The organism is Cohnella zeiphila (genome assembly GCF_014212055.1).
Taxonomy (GTDB): Bacteria; Bacillota; Bacilli; order Paenibacillales; family Paenibacillaceae; genus Cohnella; species Cohnella zeiphila.
The window spans coordinates 1-20,109 of record NZ_JACJVO010000051.1 but is presented as its reverse complement, the minus strand read 5'-3'; the positions used below and the strand labels follow the sequence as shown (position 1 = coordinate 20,109).

15 protein-coding genes and 1 pseudogene are annotated in these 20,109 nt (G+C 51.5%); 12 read left to right on the top strand and 4 right to left on the bottom strand.

Annotated features, from left to right (window positions below; all coding sequences use genetic code 11):
- Entirely contained in the window at positions 1 to 1,083 is a 1,083-nt protein-coding gene (locus H7C18_RS32055; protein ID WP_185133207.1) for a LacI family DNA-binding transcriptional regulator, read from the bottom strand.
- A gap of 592 nt (positions 1,084 to 1,675) precedes the next feature.
- On the opposite strand from H7C18_RS32055, the gene H7C18_RS32050 reads away from it, so the two are divergent.
- The 10 genes from H7C18_RS32050 (at position 1,676) to H7C18_RS32005 (ending at position 12,886) form a co-directional block, all read left to right on the top strand.
- The gene (locus tag H7C18_RS32050; RefSeq protein ID WP_185133206.1) at positions 1,676 to 2,656 is read left to right on the top strand and encodes an ABC transporter permease; all 981 of its coding nucleotides are present in this window, start codon (positions 1,676 to 1,678) and stop codon (positions 2,654 to 2,656) included.
- Between the two features lie 31 nt (positions 2,657 to 2,687).
- Entirely contained in the window at positions 2,688 to 3,557 is an 870-nt protein-coding gene (locus tag H7C18_RS32045; protein WP_185133282.1) for a carbohydrate ABC transporter permease, read from the top strand.
- 108 nt (positions 3,558 to 3,665) lie between these two features.
- Complete coding sequence (locus H7C18_RS32040) at positions 3,666 to 5,213, top strand: DUF3502 domain-containing protein (protein WP_185133205.1); 1,548 nt, start codon at positions 3,666 to 3,668, stop codon at positions 5,211 to 5,213.
- An 80-nt stretch (positions 5,214 to 5,293) separates the two neighbouring features.
- Entirely contained in the window at positions 5,294 to 5,935 is a 642-nt protein-coding gene (locus tag H7C18_RS32035) for a ThuA domain-containing protein (RefSeq protein ID WP_185133204.1), read from the top strand.
- Positions 5,936 to 5,968: 33 nt separating this feature from the next.
- The gene (locus H7C18_RS32030; RefSeq protein WP_238358108.1) at positions 5,969 to 6,760 is read left to right on the top strand and encodes a sugar phosphate isomerase/epimerase family protein; all 792 of its coding nucleotides are present in this window, start codon (positions 5,969 to 5,971) and stop codon (positions 6,758 to 6,760) included.
- Between the two features lie 28 nt (positions 6,761 to 6,788).
- On the top strand, positions 6,789 to 7,775 hold the full coding sequence (locus H7C18_RS35890; protein WP_185133202.1) for a zinc-binding dehydrogenase: 987 nt from the start codon (positions 6,789 to 6,791) through the stop codon (positions 7,773 to 7,775).
- Positions 7,776 to 7,826: 51 nt separating this feature from the next.
- Entirely contained in the window at positions 7,827 to 8,237 is a 411-nt protein-coding gene (locus H7C18_RS32020) for a VOC family protein (protein ID WP_185133201.1), read from the top strand.
- Positions 8,238 to 8,397: 160 nt separating this feature from the next.
- Complete coding sequence (locus H7C18_RS32015) at positions 8,398 to 9,354, top strand: ROK family protein (protein ID WP_185133200.1); 957 nt, start codon at positions 8,398 to 8,400, stop codon at positions 9,352 to 9,354.
- Positions 9,355 to 9,373: 19 nt separating this feature from the next.
- Positions 9,374 to 11,773, top strand: coding sequence for a glycoside hydrolase family 9 protein (locus H7C18_RS32010; RefSeq protein WP_185133199.1), 2,400 nt, complete (start codon positions 9,374 to 9,376; stop codon positions 11,771 to 11,773).
- 27 nt (positions 11,774 to 11,800) lie between these two features.
- The gene (locus H7C18_RS32005) at positions 11,801 to 12,886 is read left to right on the top strand and encodes an SIS domain-containing protein (RefSeq protein WP_185133198.1); all 1,086 of its coding nucleotides are present in this window, start codon (positions 11,801 to 11,803) and stop codon (positions 12,884 to 12,886) included.
- 143 nt (positions 12,887 to 13,029) lie between these two features.
- Here H7C18_RS32005 and H7C18_RS32000 read toward each other — a convergent pair whose 3' ends face one another.
- Positions 13,030 to 13,935 (bottom strand): AraC family transcriptional regulator, encoded by a 906-nt coding sequence (locus tag H7C18_RS32000; RefSeq protein ID WP_420481900.1) that lies wholly within the window; start codon positions 13,933 to 13,935, stop codon positions 13,030 to 13,032.
- Between the two features lie 198 nt (positions 13,936 to 14,133).
- Between H7C18_RS32000 and H7C18_RS31995 the strand changes: the two genes are divergently transcribed.
- Positions 14,134 to 14,973, top strand: a complete 840-nt coding sequence (locus H7C18_RS31995; protein WP_185133196.1) for an SDR family NAD(P)-dependent oxidoreductase — start codon at positions 14,134 to 14,136, stop codon at positions 14,971 to 14,973.
- A 197-nt stretch (positions 14,974 to 15,170) separates the two neighbouring features.
- Here the strand turns inward: H7C18_RS31995 and H7C18_RS31990 are convergent.
- Both H7C18_RS31990 and H7C18_RS31985 read right to left on the bottom strand, forming a co-directional pair.
- Positions 15,171 to 15,712, bottom strand: a pseudogene (locus H7C18_RS31990) (IS110 family RNA-guided transposase); the annotation flags it as partial.
- Positions 15,713 to 16,208: 496 nt separating this feature from the next.
- Positions 16,209 to 18,515, bottom strand: coding sequence for a serine hydrolase (locus H7C18_RS31985; RefSeq protein WP_185133195.1), 2,307 nt, complete (start codon positions 18,513 to 18,515; stop codon positions 16,209 to 16,211).
- 169 nt (positions 18,516 to 18,684) lie between these two features.
- Between H7C18_RS31985 and H7C18_RS31980 the strand changes: the two genes are divergently transcribed.
- On the top strand, positions 18,685 to 19,599 hold the full coding sequence (locus H7C18_RS31980) for a class I SAM-dependent methyltransferase (protein WP_185133281.1): 915 nt from the start codon (positions 18,685 to 18,687) through the stop codon (positions 19,597 to 19,599).
- The last annotated feature ends 510 nt before the right edge of the window (positions 19,600 to 20,109 follow it).

Sequence of the window (20,109 nt, the reverse complement as noted above, 5' to 3'; positions counted from 1 at the left end):
CTATCGTTCGAATTGAAAACCCAGACGGGCTCCACAAGATTCCCGAATGATTAAATGGGGCTCATGGGAAATGTTGATGCCTTCGGAATCATGATTGATCGCGCTTATCAAGGTCATGATGGACATGCGCCCCAGGTAACTGTTCTGCTGGTCCAGCGTTGTCAGTCGGGGGCAGGTATATTCGCCTGAGGGAAACTGATCACAGCTGACGACAGAGATATCTTCCGGTACACGCAGTCCTTTATCCACGATTGCCCGGATGGCGCCCTGCGCTACCGCATCGTTGATGCAGATAATGGCGGAAGGGGTCGTTTCGGTTTGTTCCAGCAATTTTGCCATGGCTCGATAGCCGTCCGGCGCGTAATAATTACTTAGAGAGATCAGGGAAGGGTCAAAGGAGATCGCCAGGTTCTTCAGCGTCTGTGTAAAGGCAGCCAGTCTGGCTGTGGTCGTACGGATCCCTTCCTCGCCTCCGACAAAGCCTATCCTGCGGCGACCCAGCGCCAGCAGATGATGGATCAGGGCAGATATACCGCCGCTTATATTACGGTTCAAGAAGGTACAGCTGCAGTCCGGAACGGACTGTCCCAGAATGACTACCGGAATCTGTCTGCCCATACGGTTTAAGGCTTCTTTATAGGAATCGGAAATCGTATCCCGGTCGATTTCACCACCCAAAATCAATACGCCATCCACCTTTTTATCCAGCATCATCTGGAAATAGGTTTTTTCCGGTATGGCGTCGGAAACGCCATGGTTGGATCCGCCGTAAAAGGTGTTGCATAAGATGATGGAATACCCGAAATCCACTGCGTAGCGCTGGATCTCCAGATACAGCTCGCTAAAGTAAGGATTTGTGATATCCGATACGATAACTCCCAGCGTCTGGGTATGGTTGCTGTTCATGGCACGTGCCACGGAGCTTGGCGAAAAGTGATACTTGTTAATGATGTCGGTCACATGCGCTTTTGTCTTTGCGGAAACATAAGGGCTGTTGTTGATAACGCGGGATATTGTGGAAACGGACACCCCGCTCAACTCTGCGATTTTATAAATGGTAAGGTTTTTCTGATCGTCTGGCATGAAAAAAATCCTTTCTGCTATAGCATCTATATGGGAATACCAATACTCGAATCTGCAACCGGTACCAGAATGTCGTATTCAGTTAAAAACAGGAAAAAACAAGCAATTCGATGTTTTTCTTAATTGTAGTATGGGGGAAATTAAAAGTCAACGCAGAGCGAAATGGCTTTGATACCGATACCATGAAAAAGAGACCAAAGTAAATTCGCGTTAAAATCATATTGACAAAAACAAAAGGTTTAATTTATAGTTCAGGTTAGGAAGCGAAGATTCCAAAAAATGATAATTGGAGGCTGCTATTATTTTTTTATTTCGATTTGGTACCGGTACCAAAATTTCTACAAGATAAATATTGGTTTGACAGAAGGAAAATGTTTGATTTATAGTTCGGATTAGGAAGGAAAAAACGACAATTGGAGGTTGTTTTTCTTTTTTATATCTTTTTGGTACCGGTACCAAAATGGTTTGGGTCAAGGAGTAGAGATGCTAAAAACGATAAACGGAGGTTGCTTTTCTTTTTATATCATTATAAAACCGCTTTCAAAAAAACAAGGCTTTGGCATCGATACCAATAATAAAGGGAGAAGTTGCGATGCGAAAAGACAGGGAGACGAAAAAGACGGCGCAGAACCGGCTGATTAAACAAAAGAAAGGCGGCGTATTCAGCGAGCTGTACAAACACAGGACTTTATATGCGATGACGCTTCCGGCGTTATGCTTTTTCCTGATTTTCAGCTATATCCCCATGATGGGTGTGTATTATGCATTTGTCGATTACGACTTCGGCAAGGGTATTCTTCACAGTCCGTTTGTGGGATTGAAAAATTTTCAGTATTTCGTTTCCGGCGGATGGGACGCGCCGATCGTTTACTTGACCAAGAATACGATCCTGTATAACCTGGCGTTTATTTTCTTGGGAAATATCATGCAGTGTATGTTTGCCATCATGATTACAACGGTTGCCGGACGACTCTTTAAGAGAGTAACGCAATCTGTTATGCTGCTGCCGCACTTTGTATCCTACGTAATCGTGGGTACGATTGCCTATAACATTTTCAACAGCAACTATGGCGTACTCAATTCGCTTCTGAAGGCTTTGGGCGGGAGCGGGATCAGCGTGTATATGATTCAATGGATCTGGCCGTTTATCATTACCTTTTTCTTCCTATGGAAAAGTACCGGCTTCGGCATGGTCGTTTATCTTGCCGCCATCACGGGCTTTGACCGGGAGATTTATGAAGCGGCAAAAATCGACGGCTGCAACCTGTTTAAAGAGATCCGATATATAACGCTGCCGATGTTAAAGCCAACCTTTATTATGCTGGTGCTGTTCAGCCTTGGCGGTATTATGAGAGGGCAGTTTGAATTGTTCTATAACCTGATTCAGAGAAACGGACAGCTATTCAACGTAACGGATGTTCTGGATACGTACATATACCGTGCGATGACCGTCAATTTCAATCTGGGCACCTCTACGGCGGCAGGTGTTTACCAGTCCGTATTCGGCTTTATCCTTGTGGTCACCGTAAACCAGATCATCCGCAAGACGAGTCGGGAAAACGCCTTGTTCTAAAGGAGAGTTGAGAAAGATGAATAAACATGAGATGGCTGTCAGTGAAAAAGGATTAAAAATATTGTTCTATATCGTTTTATCCATGGCGTCTCTTGTCTGCGTGCTGCCCTTTATTCTGGTGATTTCCGGTTCCTTTTCAGACAGCGCGCAGATCTTGCGAAACGGATATTCCATTCTGCCCAGAGGATTTTCGCTGGATGGCTACCGCAGTATTTTCCTGTTTCCGATGCAGATCGCCAAAGCCTATGGGGTCAGTATTTTTGTAACCGGCGTGGGGACCGGCATGGGTCTGGCGGTCATGACCCTCTGCGGTTATGCGATTTCAAGAAATGAATTGAAATATCGCAATATCATTTCTTTCGCTATTTATTTTACGACGCTTTTTTCCGGCGGTCTGGTACCCTGGTACATCGTAGTGACCAAGCTGGGATTAAAGAACAGTATCTGGGCGCTCATCATTCCGTCCATCTGCAGCTCATTCTATATATTGCTCATCCGTAACTTTATGAAGACGATTCCGGATGCCCTTGTGGAATCTGCAAGGCTGGAAGGGGCCGGAGAGTTTCGTACCTTGCTGCAAATCGTCGTGCCGATGTCAAAGCCGATCCTGGCCACCATTGCCTTGTTCCTGGCGCTTGCATACTGGAATGACTGGTACCTGGCTTCCCTTTATGTGACAAACGCCGATATGTGGCCTTTACAATACCGGCTCTACAACATCCTGAATGCCGCCTCCAAGATCGCGTCGGTCGGAGCGGAGAACTTTACCAGCAAAATTCTGCCGACAGAGACACAGAAGCTGGCGAACGCGATTGTGGCAACCGGACCGATTATTTTCTTATATCCTTTCCTGCAGAAGTACTTTGTTCAGGGGATTTCCATCGGAGCGGTAAAAGGATAATTCCAAAGCGGTAGTAATGCAAATTACTATATAAACCTACTTTTTGAAAATTGGGGCAAGGGTCAAAAAGCAGGAACAGTTCATCTCAAAAGAGGAGGAAACGGAAAGATGAGAAACATGAAGAAACTGACGGTAGGGCTATTGGCGGCAGCGACGGTTCTCGGCAGTACGGCATGCAGCAGCAAGGCACCGACAGAAAGTGCGGAGAGTACCGGGTATACGGGCGATTTGGATTATGTGAAGCTGAAAATGTATGCGATTTCCGATGCGCCCAATAATACGGACCTGGCCAAGAAGTACTGGGATAATCTTAATGCCCGATTAAAAAAGGAACTTAATACGACGATCGATTTTACTTATGCGGCGGGAAACGATTACAAAAACAACTATGCTCTGGCCATTGCTTCGGGAGAAAAATATGACCTGATGCAGGCGGCTCCCGGCTGGCTGGATTATCAAAGCTATGCAGCAAAGAACGCATTTTTACCGCTTGACGATCTGCTGCCGAAGTATGCACCGTACCTTTGGAAGAATATCCCCAAAACGACATGGGACGCAGCTTCGGTCAACGGAAAAATCTACGGTGTTCCCGGTATGGATACGGGAGTCACCGCCCCCGCCTTCGTATACAGAGAGGATTTAAGAAAGAAATACAATCTGCCTGAGATCAAGTCCATGGATGATATTGAGACCTACCTGCAGGGAATCAAGGATAATGATCCGGGAATCGTCCCGAGCGATGACTATCAGAGTCAGGTATACGGTACTTCCTGGATTTACACCACGCCTTATATCGGCATCGATGAGATTCATGACAGACTTTTCAACTTTGTTTACGACCCCCGAAACGGTCAAGTGCTCAGTGTGATCGAGACTCCTGAATTCAAACAATTTATGTTTAAAATGAAAGATTGGGCCGACCGGGGCTTCTGGTCTTCCAGCGTACTTTCCAGCACGAACTGGGGCGTAACGCAGGTACTCAACGGAGTAGCGGCGGCGTCCTTCAACGAACAGCTGCCCGGCTATAACAACCATGCGACACAGGTGGAAAAAGAACATGGCGCCGAGGGCTGGGAATTGAATTACTTTATGTATTTTGAAGGAAATCCGGACTCCGTCCTTCAAGGCTCCACAACCGGCAGTATGACGGCAATCTCCAAGAATGCCGAGAATCCTGAACGAGCGCTGATGGTTCTGGATTATATCCAGCAGCATGAAGATCTCTGGGATCTCATTACTTATGGTACGGAGGGTGTCAATTACAACCTGACTGCAGATGGAACGATTGATACGTCTAACATTGCGGACGGCGCATCCTTCAACTATTTCCCCAGCGGCATGTTTGCCAATGCGAACTTCAAGAAGCGCAAAAGCGATGCGTGGGTCCATTACGACACCATGATGGAAAAGATCAATAAAAAGGTGGTACCCGACATTTTTGAAGGCTTTGTCATGGATAAGAGCAGCTTCGAGACGGAGTATACAGCGCTCAATGATGTCAATAGCCAATACGGATACCCGCTGGAGGCAGGTCTTGTCAAAGATGTGGATAAGGCATACGAGAATTATCTGGAGAAAGCCAAAGCCGCGGGTCTTGATAAGATTAGAGCAGAAGTGGAAAAACAGGTCCATGCATGGCTTGCATCCAAAAAGTAAAGAAAAATAGATGGACAGACCCGTCCTTTCCCGCAAGGGAAGGGACGGGATTAAGAAGATAAGGCGAGGAGCGCAGGTCAATGAAGAGCACAGTGTATATTATTCGCGATGATTACAACCACCCGAAGGAAGTTATTGATCCGGTTATGGAAAAGGTATTCGATGCGGAGCGGTGGGAGGTTATTCTCACGGATCGGGCGAGAGATTTGATTGAGACCGAGGCAACGGTAGATTTGGCCATGTTCTTTACCAACGGGCGTCCTGAAGGGGAGACCAATATGACCCCGGAAGAGCAGGGGCAGATTGTCCGGAAGGTGAGGAACGGCATGGGCATTATGTTCATACATGCAGGACTTGTTCTCATCGAGCCGGACAGCCCGTTCTATTTGGAGCTGAATTCCGGCCGATTCGTCGAGCATTCTCCTCATCACGTGGAGGTGACGAATAACCCGGCGATTAGCTTCAAGCATCCGATTATCGAGGGCATAGAGCCGTTCGTCGCCATCGACGAGCATTACTACTGTCAAGTCGATACGACGAGAACCGATGTGATTCTGTTCGGCACTTCCCGGCATGTGACGGCGGCGGCGGGATGGGCCCATCAGGTTGGGACAGGCAAAGTAGCGGCGCTGACTCCCGGACACAATCCGGAGGCGCTGGGCCATCCCCAAATGATTCAACTCATGAAGAACGGAGCGGACTGGGCTGCTCGCCGGAGCTAGCACATAACAAGGGAGCGATTGTCAGTGGGTTCGATGTCAGTGGCATTAGGATTGTACTCGGTATACAAGGAGCTTCAGCGCGACCTGGAATCGACGCTGCGCAGAGTCAAGGCAATCGGCTATGAAGGGGTGGAATTCTACGGCCCGTTCCTTCATGAGCCGGAGAAGATGAAAGATCTGCTGGAGGATATCGGACTCGTCAACTGCGGCTGGCATACGGAATGGAAATGGCTGCAGGCAGATACGCTTGATGAGACATTGGCCTACCATACCCGCGCCGGAACGACCAATATCATCATCCCCGCCCTGGGCGGGCCTTGGCAAATCGGACATATGATGAGCGAGGATTGCGCGGAGGTGTGGGTGCGATACGCAGGCCGTATCAATGAGCTTGCGAGGCTGGCGGAAGAACGGAATCTGCGCATTGGCTACCACACCCATGCGCATGAATTTCAAACGCATTTTGGCCAGTCAACGCCGTGGTCGCTGCTTAGCGAACATACCCATTCCGGCATCCTGCTGGAGCTGGATACGGGCAATTGCATGGAAGCGGAGACTGATCCGGCCCGGACGATTGCAGATCACCCGGGGAGAGTACAGCTTGTTCATTGCAAGCCGTTCTCCAGCAAACTTGGCCACGAGACCTTCATCGGCAGCGCTACGGATGACAGTGATTGGCCGGCTATTCTTGAGGCATGCAGCCGCTCGGGAACCGAATGGCTGATTGTAGAGCATGAATCGGAGACGGAGTATCCCCAATTTGATGGCGCGGAACGATGTTATGCCGGGCTGCTGGAGCAGTTGAACAGCTTCGGTCGGCGATAAAGTGACGAAACGAATAGGAGATGTTGCCGTGATACAGACCAATCAGGCGATCAGATTCACAGGCAAGCAGCAAGCATCGCTTGTACAGTGCAAGTGGGAGCCGTCGCCGCTTGCAGCCGATGAAATTATAGGGCGAACGATCGTATCGCTCGTATCGAATGGCTCGGAGATGGGCGCGTATCGGGACTATTCCGGGGGGATGAAGTATCCGGTAGAGACTGGCTATGCCGCTATTCTCGAGGTGCTTGAGGCGGGGGAAGCAATTGCAAATGTGAGAGCGGGCGAACATGTGCTGGCACTGTCCCCGCATCAGGCATACAGCCGGGTCAAATTCAATGATTATATTCCGGTCCCGGCCGGAATGAAGCCGGAGCATGCCGTGATTGGCCGATTCCCGGCAGTCTCGATGACCTCCATGATTCATTCCCGGATCCGCCCGACGGAATCGGTTATGGTAACGGGGCTTGGCATTGTGGGTCTCATGTGCGCGCAGGTGATGCAGCATTGCGGCTATGAGGTCTATGCCTTCGATCCGAATGAGGGCCGCAGAGCAACAGCCCGCTCTTGCGGATTGCGCCATGTATATGCCTCGCCGGATGAGGTTCCGATACTGAAAGGAACGGCCGGATTGGCGATGGATTGCTCCGGCAGGGAAGAGGCGGTGTATTCCTTGCTTGCCAACCTGCGCAAGGGCGGGGAACTGTATCTGATCGGCGTGCCCTGGTACCGTTCGACGGACAAGTTTGCGCATGACTTGCTGCGCAGCATTTTCTACGGATACGTCCAGGTTCATTCCGGTTGGGAATGGTCTCTTCCTCGACATTCATCGGAGTTTCATCCCAACAGCAATCATGGGAGCATCAGGAAAGCGATGGAATGGATTCGCGACGGGCTGATCCGGGTCGAGAACATTTATGATAGCTATGCGCCAAGCGCATGCGGAGAAGTGTATGCGGGAATTGCGGACGGCGCATTGACGAAACCTTGCGTTATTTTTGATTGGAGCTCGGTCTAATTCCGGCTTGCCGTCGGCAGCTCATCACATTTCCAGGAAGAGAGTGAGATCGTGTATACGACGACGAAAAAGCAGGGGATCCATCATGTTTGCCTAAAGACACGGGATATCGAAGGTACGGTCAAGTTTTACATAGAAGGTCTTGGCGCCCGCTTCGTCGTGGAATGGGGCAAGGATGGGGCCGAGGATCATGCGGTGCTGGTGGATTTGGGCGATGGCGATTTCCTGGAAATCTTCGAGACGAAGAGGGAATTTGCCGATGGAATGTGGGAGCATCTGGCCGTTCGTACGATGGATATCGAAGAATCGGTGCGTCGGGCCGTAGCGGCGGGTGCAACGCCTCTTGGCGTTCCGCGCCATAGCAATATTCCGACTCGCTCGGGCGAAATCGTCAGTTTAAGCTTCTCCTACGTTCGCGCGCCGGGCGGCGAACTCGTTGAATTCATTCAGGATGACCAATAAATAACCCCACAAAGTGGGGCTTAGCTTCGAAGGTTATTCAGGTACTTTGTGGGGGCCCCGGGAACTTATACATTCTTATCTAGTTAAAAACAGGCCTTCGCGCCATGATTTGTCTTCAGTTCCCGTGCCACCAAAGCAAGCGCTATCAGGAGGAACCACGATGGAGAAGTCCGTACTGGCTGTTGATCTGGGAGGAACCAAACTCTTGATCGGGGAGGTTTCGCTGGACGGCGAGGTGCTCGGAAGCAAGGTTTATGCATCGACAGTAGAATCGCAAGAGCAAGTATTCGAGACGATAGCGGCGGGCCTGGGCGATTATATCAAACAGGTGGGGCTGCGGCGCGAAGCGGCGGCGATCGGTATCGGCGTAGTCGGACGGGTCAATACGAGCGAGGGCATCTGGCTCGAAATCGATCCTTCCAGAAGTCAGCCGATCGAGCTTGCCCGCAAGATCGGCGAGCTGTTCGCGATGCCGTGCGCCATCGGCAATGATGTCTACTGTGCTACGCTCGCGGAGCAGAAGTGGGGCTGCGGCACCTATTCGGACAATTTTATTTATATGAATATCGGTACGGGAATTGCCGCCCGTTGCGTCGTAAACGGCGAGCCGATTATCGGCGGGCATTTCAATGCGGGCGAGATCGGGCATCATGTCGTAGATTATGACAGCGATGTTCCATGCATATGCGGGAGAAAAGGCTGCGTGGAGCCGTTGGCTTCCGGGCTCGGGATGCACAATCGGATCGTCGCGCTGAAGCCGTCCTATCCAGATTCGTCCCTTGTCATCCCGAATGATGGCCGCGTAGGCATCGAAGACATTTTTGCAGGCTACGATCACGGCGATCCGCTCTGCATAGAGGTTGTGGATACTGCGCTGCAAGCTGTAGCGGAAACGATTATGAATATGGTCCGCTTCTCCGATCCGGACACTGTCGTGCTTGGCGGCGGCGTTGTTAGCGGAAGCTGGTTTATGGACAAGCTGCAGTCCCGGCTGCAGGCGAAGACGATGCGCTTCGTTAGGAACGGCGTGAAGAAGTCGATGATCGACGAGGCCTTCGTCGGCCTGAAGGGCGCTGCATGGCTGGCTATACGAACGATAGCCAAGCAGAAAGCTTAAGAGGAGGGATAACGAAGTCATGGCATCGAAAATCGCACGTGAACTGGAACGGTCAAATTTGATTCACAGACCGCTGAAGGCGGACGAGAGTGCGTCATTGGAAGCGGATAGCTTGAAGAAGGAAGTATTGGACAGGAGAGTCATTCTCGATCAGGCAGCGGGCGGCGATCGGTGGACGCATCGCGGACTGGGGGCGTCAAGCGTGCTTGAGGGCGGTCTATTGCAGCTGACTTCTCCGTATGATATGGATACTTGGCCGGAAGGTTCGCCAAGCGACGGGGATTACAGCACTTACGGGCATGTAGGCGTCTATCGGACGTTCGATCATGAGAACTGGGACAATTTCAACCGAATTTCCTTCGAAATTTACCCGGACTGCAGCGGGATGTCGAACCCGCATATTAGAGTAGCCATAAAAAATGACGGCACGATCAAAATTCCCGATATTTATAATCGCGAAGGCTCCAATGTCATCAATTTGAAAGACCGCCGGTGGAATGTATGCTCGATGGAAATTCCGGACTTGCCGCGGGACGGGATTACCGAGCTTGAGTTTTGCTATGATATGTACGGCAAAGACCGTGCGACCGGCGATAAGATGAAATATCGCATTCGCAACGTCTTCCTGGAAAAGGTAGCCTACCCGAACCTTTCGAAAGGATGGCAGCCAAGAAGCAAGGATATTATTTTTTCCCATAACGGATACAGCGTGGAGCAAACTAAAACGATGATATTGGCGGAGCAGCAGACAGCGTCATTCACCGTTATCGAGCTTGAGACGGGAGAGGAGAAGTTCACCGGCCCCGTTCATCATGTGAGCACCTCCATCGGCAGCTTCTCCGTTGTTGATTTTTCCGCGTTTAAGGAGAAAGGGCGGTATATCGTCCGGGTAGGCGAACTGCTGACAAGGGCCTTCGAGATTGGCGACGCGGCGGACCGATGGGAAGATTCGATCTGGAAATCTATTAACTTTATTTATTGCGAGCGCTGCGGCTGTCCGGTGCATGGCATCCACGGCAGCTGCCATGAGGATATTCTCGCCCGGCATCACGACAGAACGATCATTTTTAATGGCGGCTGGCATGATGCGGGCGATGTATCCCAGCAGCTGGTTCAGACGGCGGAGGTGGCAAGCGCCCTCTACGAGATGGCCCATCAATTGAAGGGGCATAACGATCCGCTGTACCTTCGTCTTGTCGAAGAGGGAGAATGGGGGGTGGACTTCATTCTGAAGACCCGATTCGGCGATGGCTACCGGGCTACAAGCGCAGGGATCCGAATCTGGTCGGACGGCATCATGGGCAATATGGACGATATGACGGCCCGCGTGCATAACAACCCGTATGAAAACTTTATCCTCTCCGGCATAGAAGCGCAGATCGCCTTGTTCATGGAGGATGGGGATATACTGAAAGATAAATTAACAGCCTGCGCGATCCAGGATTTCAAATATGGAGTCGAGCAATTCGAGCTCAGAGGCTTTGCGCCGAAGCCTATCTTCTGGGAGCACACCTACATGAGCTCGGAAAGCTTGTTCATGGCGACGGCTTCCTGGTCGGCATCGCTCCAATATCGGCTGACTGGCGAAGCTTCCTATGCAATCAAGGCAGTCGAATATTTAGACTACGTTATCGATTCGCAAGAGCTTGCCGGCATTCGAACCGATGACGGCAAGACCGTAGCCGGCTTCTTCTACCGGACGCCGGAGAAGAAAGTCATTCAGCATTTCAACCACCAGGCCAGGGAGCATGTGTATTTGCAGGCTTTCAGCGAAATTCTGAAGACGCAGCCTGAGCATGCCAAGCGTGACGACTGGATGGAATCCGTCCGAAGCTACGGGGAATATATCAAGTTTCTAACAGCCTTTACAACGCCGTACCCCATGATTCCAAGCGGCATCTACCATGTGAATGAGAACGAGGACCGTGAAAGCTTCGAGCTCCAGCATTTGTTGGTTGGAGAGGAAGCGAAAGCGTTGTACACGGAACAATTGAGGCAGGGTGTCCGTCTGAACGACGACCATTACTTGAAGCGGTTTCCGGTATGGTTTTCGTTCAAGGGCAATACGGCGGTCGTCCTTTCTACAGGCAAGGCCGCGTCCCTGGCAGGCATGCTTCTTGAGGATCAGGAGCTAATCTCGATTGCGGAGAGCCAACTGCAGTGGGTAGTAGGCAAGAATCCGTTCGGTCAATCGCTGATGTACGGCGAAGGCTATAACTTCGCCCAGCAGTACAGTGTGCTTAGCGGAGAAATCGTAGGGGAAATTCCGGTAGGCGTACAAACCTTCGAGAACGAGGATATTCCATACTGGCCGCAAATGAACAACGCTACTTACAAGGAAGTATGGGTCGGCCTTGCAGGCAAATGGTTATCTCTGCTCTCCGACTTGTACGCGTACGACAAGCAGAGCGAGGCTTGAGCCATAGGAGGAAGAGAGGAAGAATTGATGAATCCGACAATGATGACTTATATTCAAGAAGAGCAGGCGGTAACGGAAGGCATTCTCGGCAATTACCCGGGCAATGTGGATGCCTTTGCGGAACTGGCGGCGAACAATAAGACGGAATGGCTTATTTTGGCGACCGGTTCAAGTATCAATGCCGCGCTAAGCGCCAAATATTATATCGAGAAAGTGGCGGATGTGCGTATTGACGTCAAAGAACCGTTCAATTTCACGCATTACGATAAAATCAGTCCGCACTGCGATCTGGTCATCGGCATTTCGCAAAGCGGCCAGAGTACTTCGACGATCGGCGCCCTGAATCGGATTCGCAACCAAACAGACCTCAAAACGGTCGCCTTCACGAGCAATGTGACAACAGCCATCTCCGAAGCGGTTGATTTGACGCTTGATATCGGCTGCGGCAAGGAAAGAGTCGGCTACGTGACCAAAGGGTTTATCTCTACTGTATTGACGCTGATGCTCGCCGGCCTTAAGACGGCAGTAGCGAAAAAAACGCTGACGGAACAGGAGGAGCAGGCCCATCTCGATAAATTTCGCGCTGCGGTAGCCGCTATCCCGCAAACGATCGCCAAAACGGAGGCATTCTTCGAGCAGCACAAGGAAAATTTGGCGAGCGCGCCCAGATTTTCCGCTGTTGGTTATGGCCCTACCGTCGGAACGGTGAAGGAATTTGAAACAAAGTTTTCAGAAACGGTTCGCTTGCCGTCGCAGGGGATCGATCTGGAGGCCTTCATGCATGGACCGTATCTTGAGGTCAATCCGGAGCACCGTATTTTCTTCGTTGAAACAGAAAGTCCGGTCAAGGAGCGGATGGGGCTGCTGATTGCGTACGAGAGCCGGATTACGAACTACACCTATACCGTTACGTTAGATAAAGCGGAGAATGACCGTACGATTGGTCTGGAGGTGAAGTTGGACGAGTTCATGGCTCCGTTCCTTATGATGATTCCATTCCAGATTCTGGCTCACCATATTGCGGAAGCAAGAGGAATCGATTTGACCCAGCGGATTTATACCGACTTTGGGGTAGCTATGAAGAGCAAGACACAGCCGGGAGACTACGCATAAGAGCGGAATCGCCCGGCGTGCGCAACTCCGTTCGTGCATGAGGCGCAGTACGAACGGCAGTTGTCTATCATGGTTGAACTAATGGCAGCCGTTAGAATGAGCGGCTGCCGTTTTCATTAAGCTAAAGGACATCTTGATCTTTATTAGATAAACCGCTTGATATCACTCGCCGGAGAGAAGCCGAACAGGCGCGCATATTCCCGGCTGAATTGGGAAGGGCTCTCATAGCCTACCTCGAAAGCGATATCTGCCACATGGGTCGATTCGGTTAACAAGCGACGGCGTGCTTCCTGCAGTCGAATTTGCTTCTGATACTGTACCGGAGTCATGGCGGTTACTTCTTTGAAGTGACGATATAACGAGGAGGAGCTCATGTTCGCCAGTTCAGCCAAATCTTCGATGCGCAGCGGCTGGCTGTAATCCCTCTTGATCCGCTCGACCACCTCTGCAATGGAGGCGTAATTGCTTCCAGCCATGGCAATCTGCTTGAACACATCCCCTTGATCATCGCTAAGGAGTCTGTAAATAATCTCACGTATGACGAGGGGCGCCAGTGCCGGAATGTCCTTCGGCGTCTCTAACAGGCCTACCAATCTGACCGTTGCATCGAGGAGAGCATGATTCATTTTGCCTACGAATAGCCCTCTGCGATATCTATTGGTGCTGTCGGGAAGCAATTCCGTCTCCTTCATGATCTGAAAGATTTGGCTGGCCTCTAAATCTAGACGAATCGCTAAGTAGGGGGATTCGGAAGTGGGCTGAGTGGCCCGGCCGGTTATCGGTACATCCAGGGATACCGCCAGGTAATCGGATACCCCGTATTGGTAGCGCTCATCTGCGAGCATGATTACCTTCTCGCCTTGAGCTACAATGCATAGCGATGGTTTTTGAATTCTGCAAATCGGAACCTCGGAGCGGGAATCGCGGACCAGATGCAATGAGGGGATCGGGGTAGCGTGGTCGCCATCTGCACCAGAGAACTTCTCAACGAGTTGCGCAAGCTCCAACTGTTTAAAGTATGTTTTTTGAGCTTCATCAAGCATGTGCATCCCTCCCATTACTGTGTTCCCTATAATCATCATAAATTCTTGAACTGTATTTGTTAAGCAGGGTGAGAATAATAGGCAAGAATGTGAGAATAATATTCTAACGGAATTTTGCTTGGAAGGAGCATAATATGTTTGTTCCGACAGACCTGCAGCAATGGCCCATATACACAAGAGTGATTATCCATCGGAGGGGAAAATATGCGGCACACTAAAGTATGGTACGTGACCGGTGCTTCGAAAGGACTAGGACTGTCCTTGGCGAGAAAATTGATTGAGCGAGGATATCGTGTCGCTGCAACTTCACGTAATATAGAAGGTTTAAAGCAAGCTGTGGGTGAGGTGCCGGAAGGACAATTCCTGCCGTTGGCGGTTGATCTGACCCAAGCGGGTTCGGTTCAGACATCCGTGAACAAAACATATGAGCAGTTCGGGCAAATAGATGTGGCCGTTAACAATGCAGGCTATGGCATCGGCGGTGCGATTGAGGAGCTGTCGCAGAAGGAAATCATGGCCAACTTTGAAGTCAATGTATTTGGCCCGATTCATGTCCTTCAAAGTGTGCTGCCCTATATGCGGAAGCAGCGTTCAGGGCATATTTTCAATATTGCTTCCATTGCCGGCTTCGCTCCGCATATGGGCTGGAGTGTGTATGCAGCCACGAAGTTCTCGCTAATGGGATTGACCGAGGTGCTTGCTCAGGATGTGCAATCTCTGGGAATCAAAGTGACGGCAGTAGCACCCGGGGGATTTAGAACCCAATTCAATAAGGCAGATTCCCTAGTTCTGTCCGCAAATAAAATGGAGGATTACAGCGAGCTTCACTCTGGGCACAACCAGTTCATAGCGGCAGACGGCAAGCAGCTTGGCGATCCTGAAAAAGCGGCAGAGGTGTTCATCGATTTGGCGGAATCGTCGAATCCCCCGGTCCAATTGTTTTTGGGCAGCGATGCTTACCGGAGAGCGTCCGAGAAGCTGCATCAATTGCGTAATGAACTGGAAGCGAACAAGGGCATCAGCTTCCGAACTGATTTTGAATAAACGGCGATCACGATATCTGGATACGAACAGGTTGCCGCCGCGGACCGATTCGGCGGCTTCATTAAGCTAAACCAGCTAATAGCTTGTCAAGATTTTTCAATAGAAGCTTGGGAAGATGATGATATACTTGTTTTTAGGCATGCCAAATACCCCTCCATTGAGTAGGTGGAAGGATTTCCATGTATTGGTTCTGTCCTCTAGGTAAGGTCTAGGAAGGTTTCTTTGCTTCTAAGAAGAGCAAAGATCCAATGAAGCAACTTATTTACACAAGCAATCATTGCTACTTTATGCGGCTTTCCTTCGGCAATCTTCTTATCGTAAAAAGCCTTCATTTTCTTACTGCCGGAACGTCGCAAGCTACAGATTACGGCCAAGAATAGGGAGTGGCGAAGCCTGCTGGATCCACGTTTCGTGATTCGGTTAATTGTGGTGAATTTCCCAGAGATATGAACACTTGGGTCCACGCCAGCAAAGGCCACCAGCTTCTTTGGGTGATTAAACCGATCGATCTCACCGATTTCCGAGATAATCGTTGCCGCGATTTTTTCTCCGATACCAGGGATTGATTGGATAATCTTATATTCCTCAATTTCATTAGCGAGGGCATCCATTTGCTTTTCCAGGGCGGTAAGATGCTCTCGGTAATGAAGTAACATGCTGACGTACATTTCTCAAGACTGATCAGTTGGCTTTGGAACGGCGCTCTACGGAAGGGATTCCGCTCAGCCGCAGTTAGTAAACGTTTCGGCCGGAGGTTGTCGTTTCGTTTTCGCTTCGCTTTGCCCCGCTCGTCACGTTGGTCAAAGAATTGTCGATTCGGGCAAAATCGGTTCCATTGTGCACGTTCAAGCGGTTAACAAGGTCCCGTACGGCGGCGTCTACTATCATCATTGGTACCGGGATGAGAACCATACCGGCGGCCTTTTCCTACAGAAGGCCAGGCGGAGCAAAGGCTGACCTTTGAGCAGCTAAGCGGACTGGCGCCGTTTATGTCCGCTTCCGCGCTGGAAGCGGCGGTTGAGAAGACGGACAGCGACATCCGCTGGTCCAACGTGGAGGCGGTGGCTCCCTTTCTCGGAAGGGAGACGTTGGAGAAGTTGGCGGACTAGGTGGCGGGTAGCGTGGACAAGCCGGAAAGAATCGTCGTATCCGGAAAATCAAAATGCGCAAACAAACCCGGACCGCTTCAATTGCGGCCGGGCTTGTTGTTTGCGTATGCCAGGGAAATTCGGCTGTTATGCGCCGAATACGATGCTTTTTGCCGCTTCGGCACGGGTGGCCGGGCTGTCGGGACGGAACGTGCCGTCCTCGTATCCGTCGATGATGCCGAGCTGCCGGCACTTCAGAACGGCTTGCTCCGCCCATTGCGCAATGTCTCCCGCATCCGTGAACGGCAGCTCCTCGCTGCGCGCCGGCACAGGGCCGTTGGCATATTCATATGCGCGAGCGAGCAGCGCCGCGAGTTCCGCGCGGCTGACCGCATCCGCTGCGCCGAATGTCCCGTCCGGACGCCCTTCGACGATGCCGGCGGCCTTCGCGGCGGCAATATCCGCCGCATACGCGCTGTCTGCCGGCATATCGGCGAATGCCGTCCCGTCGTTCGGCGGTACCAATCCGAGCGAGCGCGACAACATCGAGACGAGCTCGGCGCGCGTCACCGGCGCGTTCGGACCGAACGTCGTTTCGGAGGTGCCCGCAATGAGCTCGGCGGCGCTTGCGGCTTCGATATACGGGGCTGCCCAGTAACCGGCCGGCACGTCGGTGAAGCCCGGCTCGTAGGAAAGCGCGCCGTAGACCGCCTTCGCAATGCTCTGGACGATAGGATTGCCAATTTCCTGCGCCTTGTCGAAATCGCCGGTCGTCGTTACCTCGGTTAGGACGGCGATGGCAATTTCGCTGCCCGGAATGAGGAAATATCCCGCGTCATGGGTGACGTTCGCATTTTCGCCAGTCTTGTGGGCGATCGGCTTGCCGGGAAGGGCGGCGCCGAACTTGGTGTTGACTTCCTGCGCTTTCATCCAGTCGATAATTTGATCGCGGGATTGATCGCTTAAAAATTCGCCTTTATAAATTTTGTCCAGCAGGGCAATAAAGTCCGCGGCGTCGATATAATTGTCCTGCTCGGGCGTAGGCGCGGCGGCGAACATTTTGCGCCCGAGATGCATAACCTTCAGCCCCAGCTCGTCCATAAGCGACTGAACGTTGTCCAGTCCGACGACATCGATCAGCACGTTCGTGGCGGTGTTGTCGGATTGGGTGATCATCAGGCGGGCCAGGCGCTCGAGCGTGACGTCCTCCGGGAACGACGGGTCTTTCTGCAGCGACCCCGTGCCGCCCACGACGTCGTCCTGCTCGACCGTCACGGTTTGATCGAGCGAGAGCGTCCCCTCGTCAACCTGCTTCATCAGCGTCGATACGAGCGCCATCTTGATCGTGCTGGCCGGCGCAAAGGGCTGACCCGATCCGAGCAGCAGCTCCCGCTCCGACTTGCCGCTCTCGTCCTTGATGCCTACGGCTACGCGGATGCCGGCCTTCTCCGCCGCTTTCACGATCGGTTCGACGGACAGATAGAGCGTCGGCCACGTCGCCGGCGAAGCCGCCGCGCGAGGCTCGTCCATCAAGAAGTTGTAAACCGCCTTGGCTACCCGCTGCACGATCGGATTGCCGAGCTCCTGCGCCTTGCCCGAGTCCTCCGGCTTCAATACTTTCGTAAGCACCGTTATGGCGATTTCTTTGCCCGGGATCAGGAAGTAGCCGACGTCATGGCTGACGTCGCCGAGCTCGCCCGTTTTGTGGGCGATCGGCTTGCCGGGCAGCGCGGCGCCGAATTTCGTGTTGACCTCCTGGGCTTTCATCCACGTCAAAATCTGGTCTCGGGATTCGGGAGAGACAACCTCGGCGTTGTAAATTTTATCGAGCAGCGTCAGCAGCTCCGAGGTATTGACGTAGTTTTCCTCCTTGGGAGGATTGGCCGGCGATATCATTTTGCGGCCGAGCTGCATTACTTTGAACCCGAGGCTGTCGATCAGCTCCTTCACCCTGCCGAAGCCGAGCAAGTCGATCAGCACGTTCGTTGCCGTATTGTCCGACTGGGTGATCATCAGCCGGGCCAGCCGCTCGATGGCGACATCTTCCGGGAACGTATCGTTTTTGAGCGATCCCGTGCCGCCGACCACGACGTCGGACGTAACGGTCACTTTCTGTTCCAGCGAGAGTCGGCCGGCTTCGATCTCCTGCATCAACGCCGTCACGATCGCCAGCTTGATCGTGCTTGCCGCCAAATAGGCGTCCGGCGATCCGAGCTCGATTCTGTCGTTGCCGTACGTTCCGCTGAGGTCCTCGACGCCGATCGAAACGCCGACGCCGTCTTCCGCCGCGGCATCGATAATCGGCTGCAAAATGCCCGTTAACGATTTGAACGATCCGGCAGACGAGGCCGATGCGGCCGATGCCTCGGAGGGCTGCGCCAACGGATACAGCATAGAGGCAAGCAATACGAGGGTCAGACTGATTTTGATCGTCACGAAATTCCTTAGGCGCACAGCGATCTCTCCCCAATACTAATTTTGATGGCATTAGTTTGTCATATTATCTGACGCCAACTTAAAAAAATTATAGTATATTGTCATTAAATATTACAATGTAAAATTTTCCTGTCGGAAGATCGTGGCGAACGCGGATTCGATTTGTGAAAAATCAGGTTTTTGCGTCATGTTTTTAACACGAAACCCCCGACCTGCTCTCCCGCCGCTTGCAAAGGCCCTTCGCCCGTGTCAAGATGAGGATAAAATCGCTACGCAGGAGGAACCTTCACCATATGCCTTCCCCAAGGACAAATCCATCCAATCGTTTAGGGACACCATCCGAGCCCGGACACACGGACGCATCCCGCTGACCGTCTTTGAACTCATCGCCTCGATCAACCCTGTCATACGAGGATGGGGCAACTATTTCCGTAAAGCCCACGTAAGGAAGCTCTTTAACCGATTCCAACGCTGGATTATCCGGCGAATCTGGAGTCACCGCTTTAAACGCTGGCGCAAATCGTACGACATCGACTCTCATCGCAGGGCGAATGGGACGCCAGCGGAATGGAAGGTCAAGGAGCGTGCTACTTTCCTCTCCCGCCTCCAATCAGAGGGGCGGACGCGCTTGCTCGAAATCGGCGCGGGAACGGGGATTGACAGCCTGTTCTTCCGGGAGAACGGACTTAAAGTGACTTGCGTCGACTTGTCGGAGGAGATGGTTCGCTATTGTCGGGACAGGGAACTGGACGCCCATGTCATGGACTTCTATCGCCTGGACTTTGCGGACGAGACGTTTGATGCCGTTTATGCGATGAATTGCCTACTGCATGTGCCGAAGCACGAATTTGACGGCGTGTTGCAAGAGATCGGACGAGTCATGAAACCGGGAGCGCTGTTCTTTATGGGGCTGTATGGAGGTGCTGATTCAGAAGGCATCTGGGAGAACGATTGGTGCGAGCCCAAACGGTTCTTTACCTCGTATTCAGACGACGCGCTGCGGCAAGCTGTCACCAAACGTTTTGTTGATATAGATTTTCACATCGTACCGCTTCAAGAGGGACAGCCGTATTTCCAAGCGCTCCTTGTTCAGAAGTCGTGATAAAGAATCCGAATTAGTAAAAAGGCTCGCATGCTTAACGCAGAGGTCGATATTTCCAATCATTTCTTTGTTACGGAGAACCCTCTTCATCCGAATTCGAGACAGATATCTTGATCGAACCTTTTCGAAGTATACAAAAGAAAATGTTATGCTCTCTTCTGAAGATTGGAGAGCAGCATCGGAATAGCAAATGTGCGAAGAATTTTGATTGTTACAACCCCTTATCACATGCGACGTTGCTATCTAACAATGTTGACATTTCTACCTGATTCAATTTCTTATACATTTTGTCCCGCCAATGATGAAAATACAAGAAGAGATACTTGGTTTTTGAATGATTTAGGAACAGCAAGAGTAAGAGATGAATGTAAAAAATAGTCGAATGCATAAGAAACAATCAATTAAGGGATTTTGCTATTGAATTGAGCTAACGGGAAACGAGCTTCATAAACGACGAGGGAGCTGCCGCGCAGCTCCTTTTAATGTCTTGCGTGCCCAGCGAAGCACGCA

Excerpts from the sequence above, each read along its gene's own strand:
- H7C18_RS32055 (WP_185133207.1), bottom strand. The coding sequence starts at position 1,083 with ATGCCAGACGATCAGAAAAACCTTACCATTTATAAAATCGCAGAGTTG.
- H7C18_RS32050 (WP_185133206.1), top strand. The coding sequence starts at position 1,676 with ATGCGAAAAGACAGGGAGACGAAAAAGACGGCGCAGAACCGGCTGATT.
- H7C18_RS32045 (WP_185133282.1), top strand. The coding sequence starts at position 2,688 with ATGGCTGTCAGTGAAAAAGGATTAAAAATATTGTTCTATATCGTTTTA.
- H7C18_RS32040 (WP_185133205.1), top strand. The coding sequence starts at position 3,666 with ATGAGAAACATGAAGAAACTGACGGTAGGGCTATTGGCGGCAGCGACG.
- H7C18_RS32035 (WP_185133204.1), top strand. The coding sequence starts at position 5,294 with ATGAAGAGCACAGTGTATATTATTCGCGATGATTACAACCACCCGAAG.
- H7C18_RS32030 (WP_238358108.1), top strand. The coding sequence starts at position 5,969 with ATGTCAGTGGCATTAGGATTGTACTCGGTATACAAGGAGCTTCAGCGC.
- H7C18_RS32015 (WP_185133200.1), top strand. The coding sequence starts at position 8,398 with ATGGAGAAGTCCGTACTGGCTGTTGATCTGGGAGGAACCAAACTCTTG.
- H7C18_RS32010 (WP_185133199.1), top strand. The coding sequence starts at position 9,374 with ATGGCATCGAAAATCGCACGTGAACTGGAACGGTCAAATTTGATTCAC.
- H7C18_RS32005 (WP_185133198.1), top strand. The coding sequence starts at position 11,801 with ATGAATCCGACAATGATGACTTATATTCAAGAAGAGCAGGCGGTAACG.
- H7C18_RS32000 (WP_420481900.1), bottom strand. The coding sequence starts at position 13,935 with ATGCACATGCTTGATGAAGCTCAAAAAACATACTTTAAACAGTTGGAG.
- H7C18_RS31995 (WP_185133196.1), top strand. The coding sequence starts at position 14,134 with ATGCGGCACACTAAAGTATGGTACGTGACCGGTGCTTCGAAAGGACTA.
- H7C18_RS31980 (WP_185133281.1), top strand. The coding sequence starts at position 18,685 with ATGTTTTTAACACGAAACCCCCGACCTGCTCTCCCGCCGCTTGCAAAG.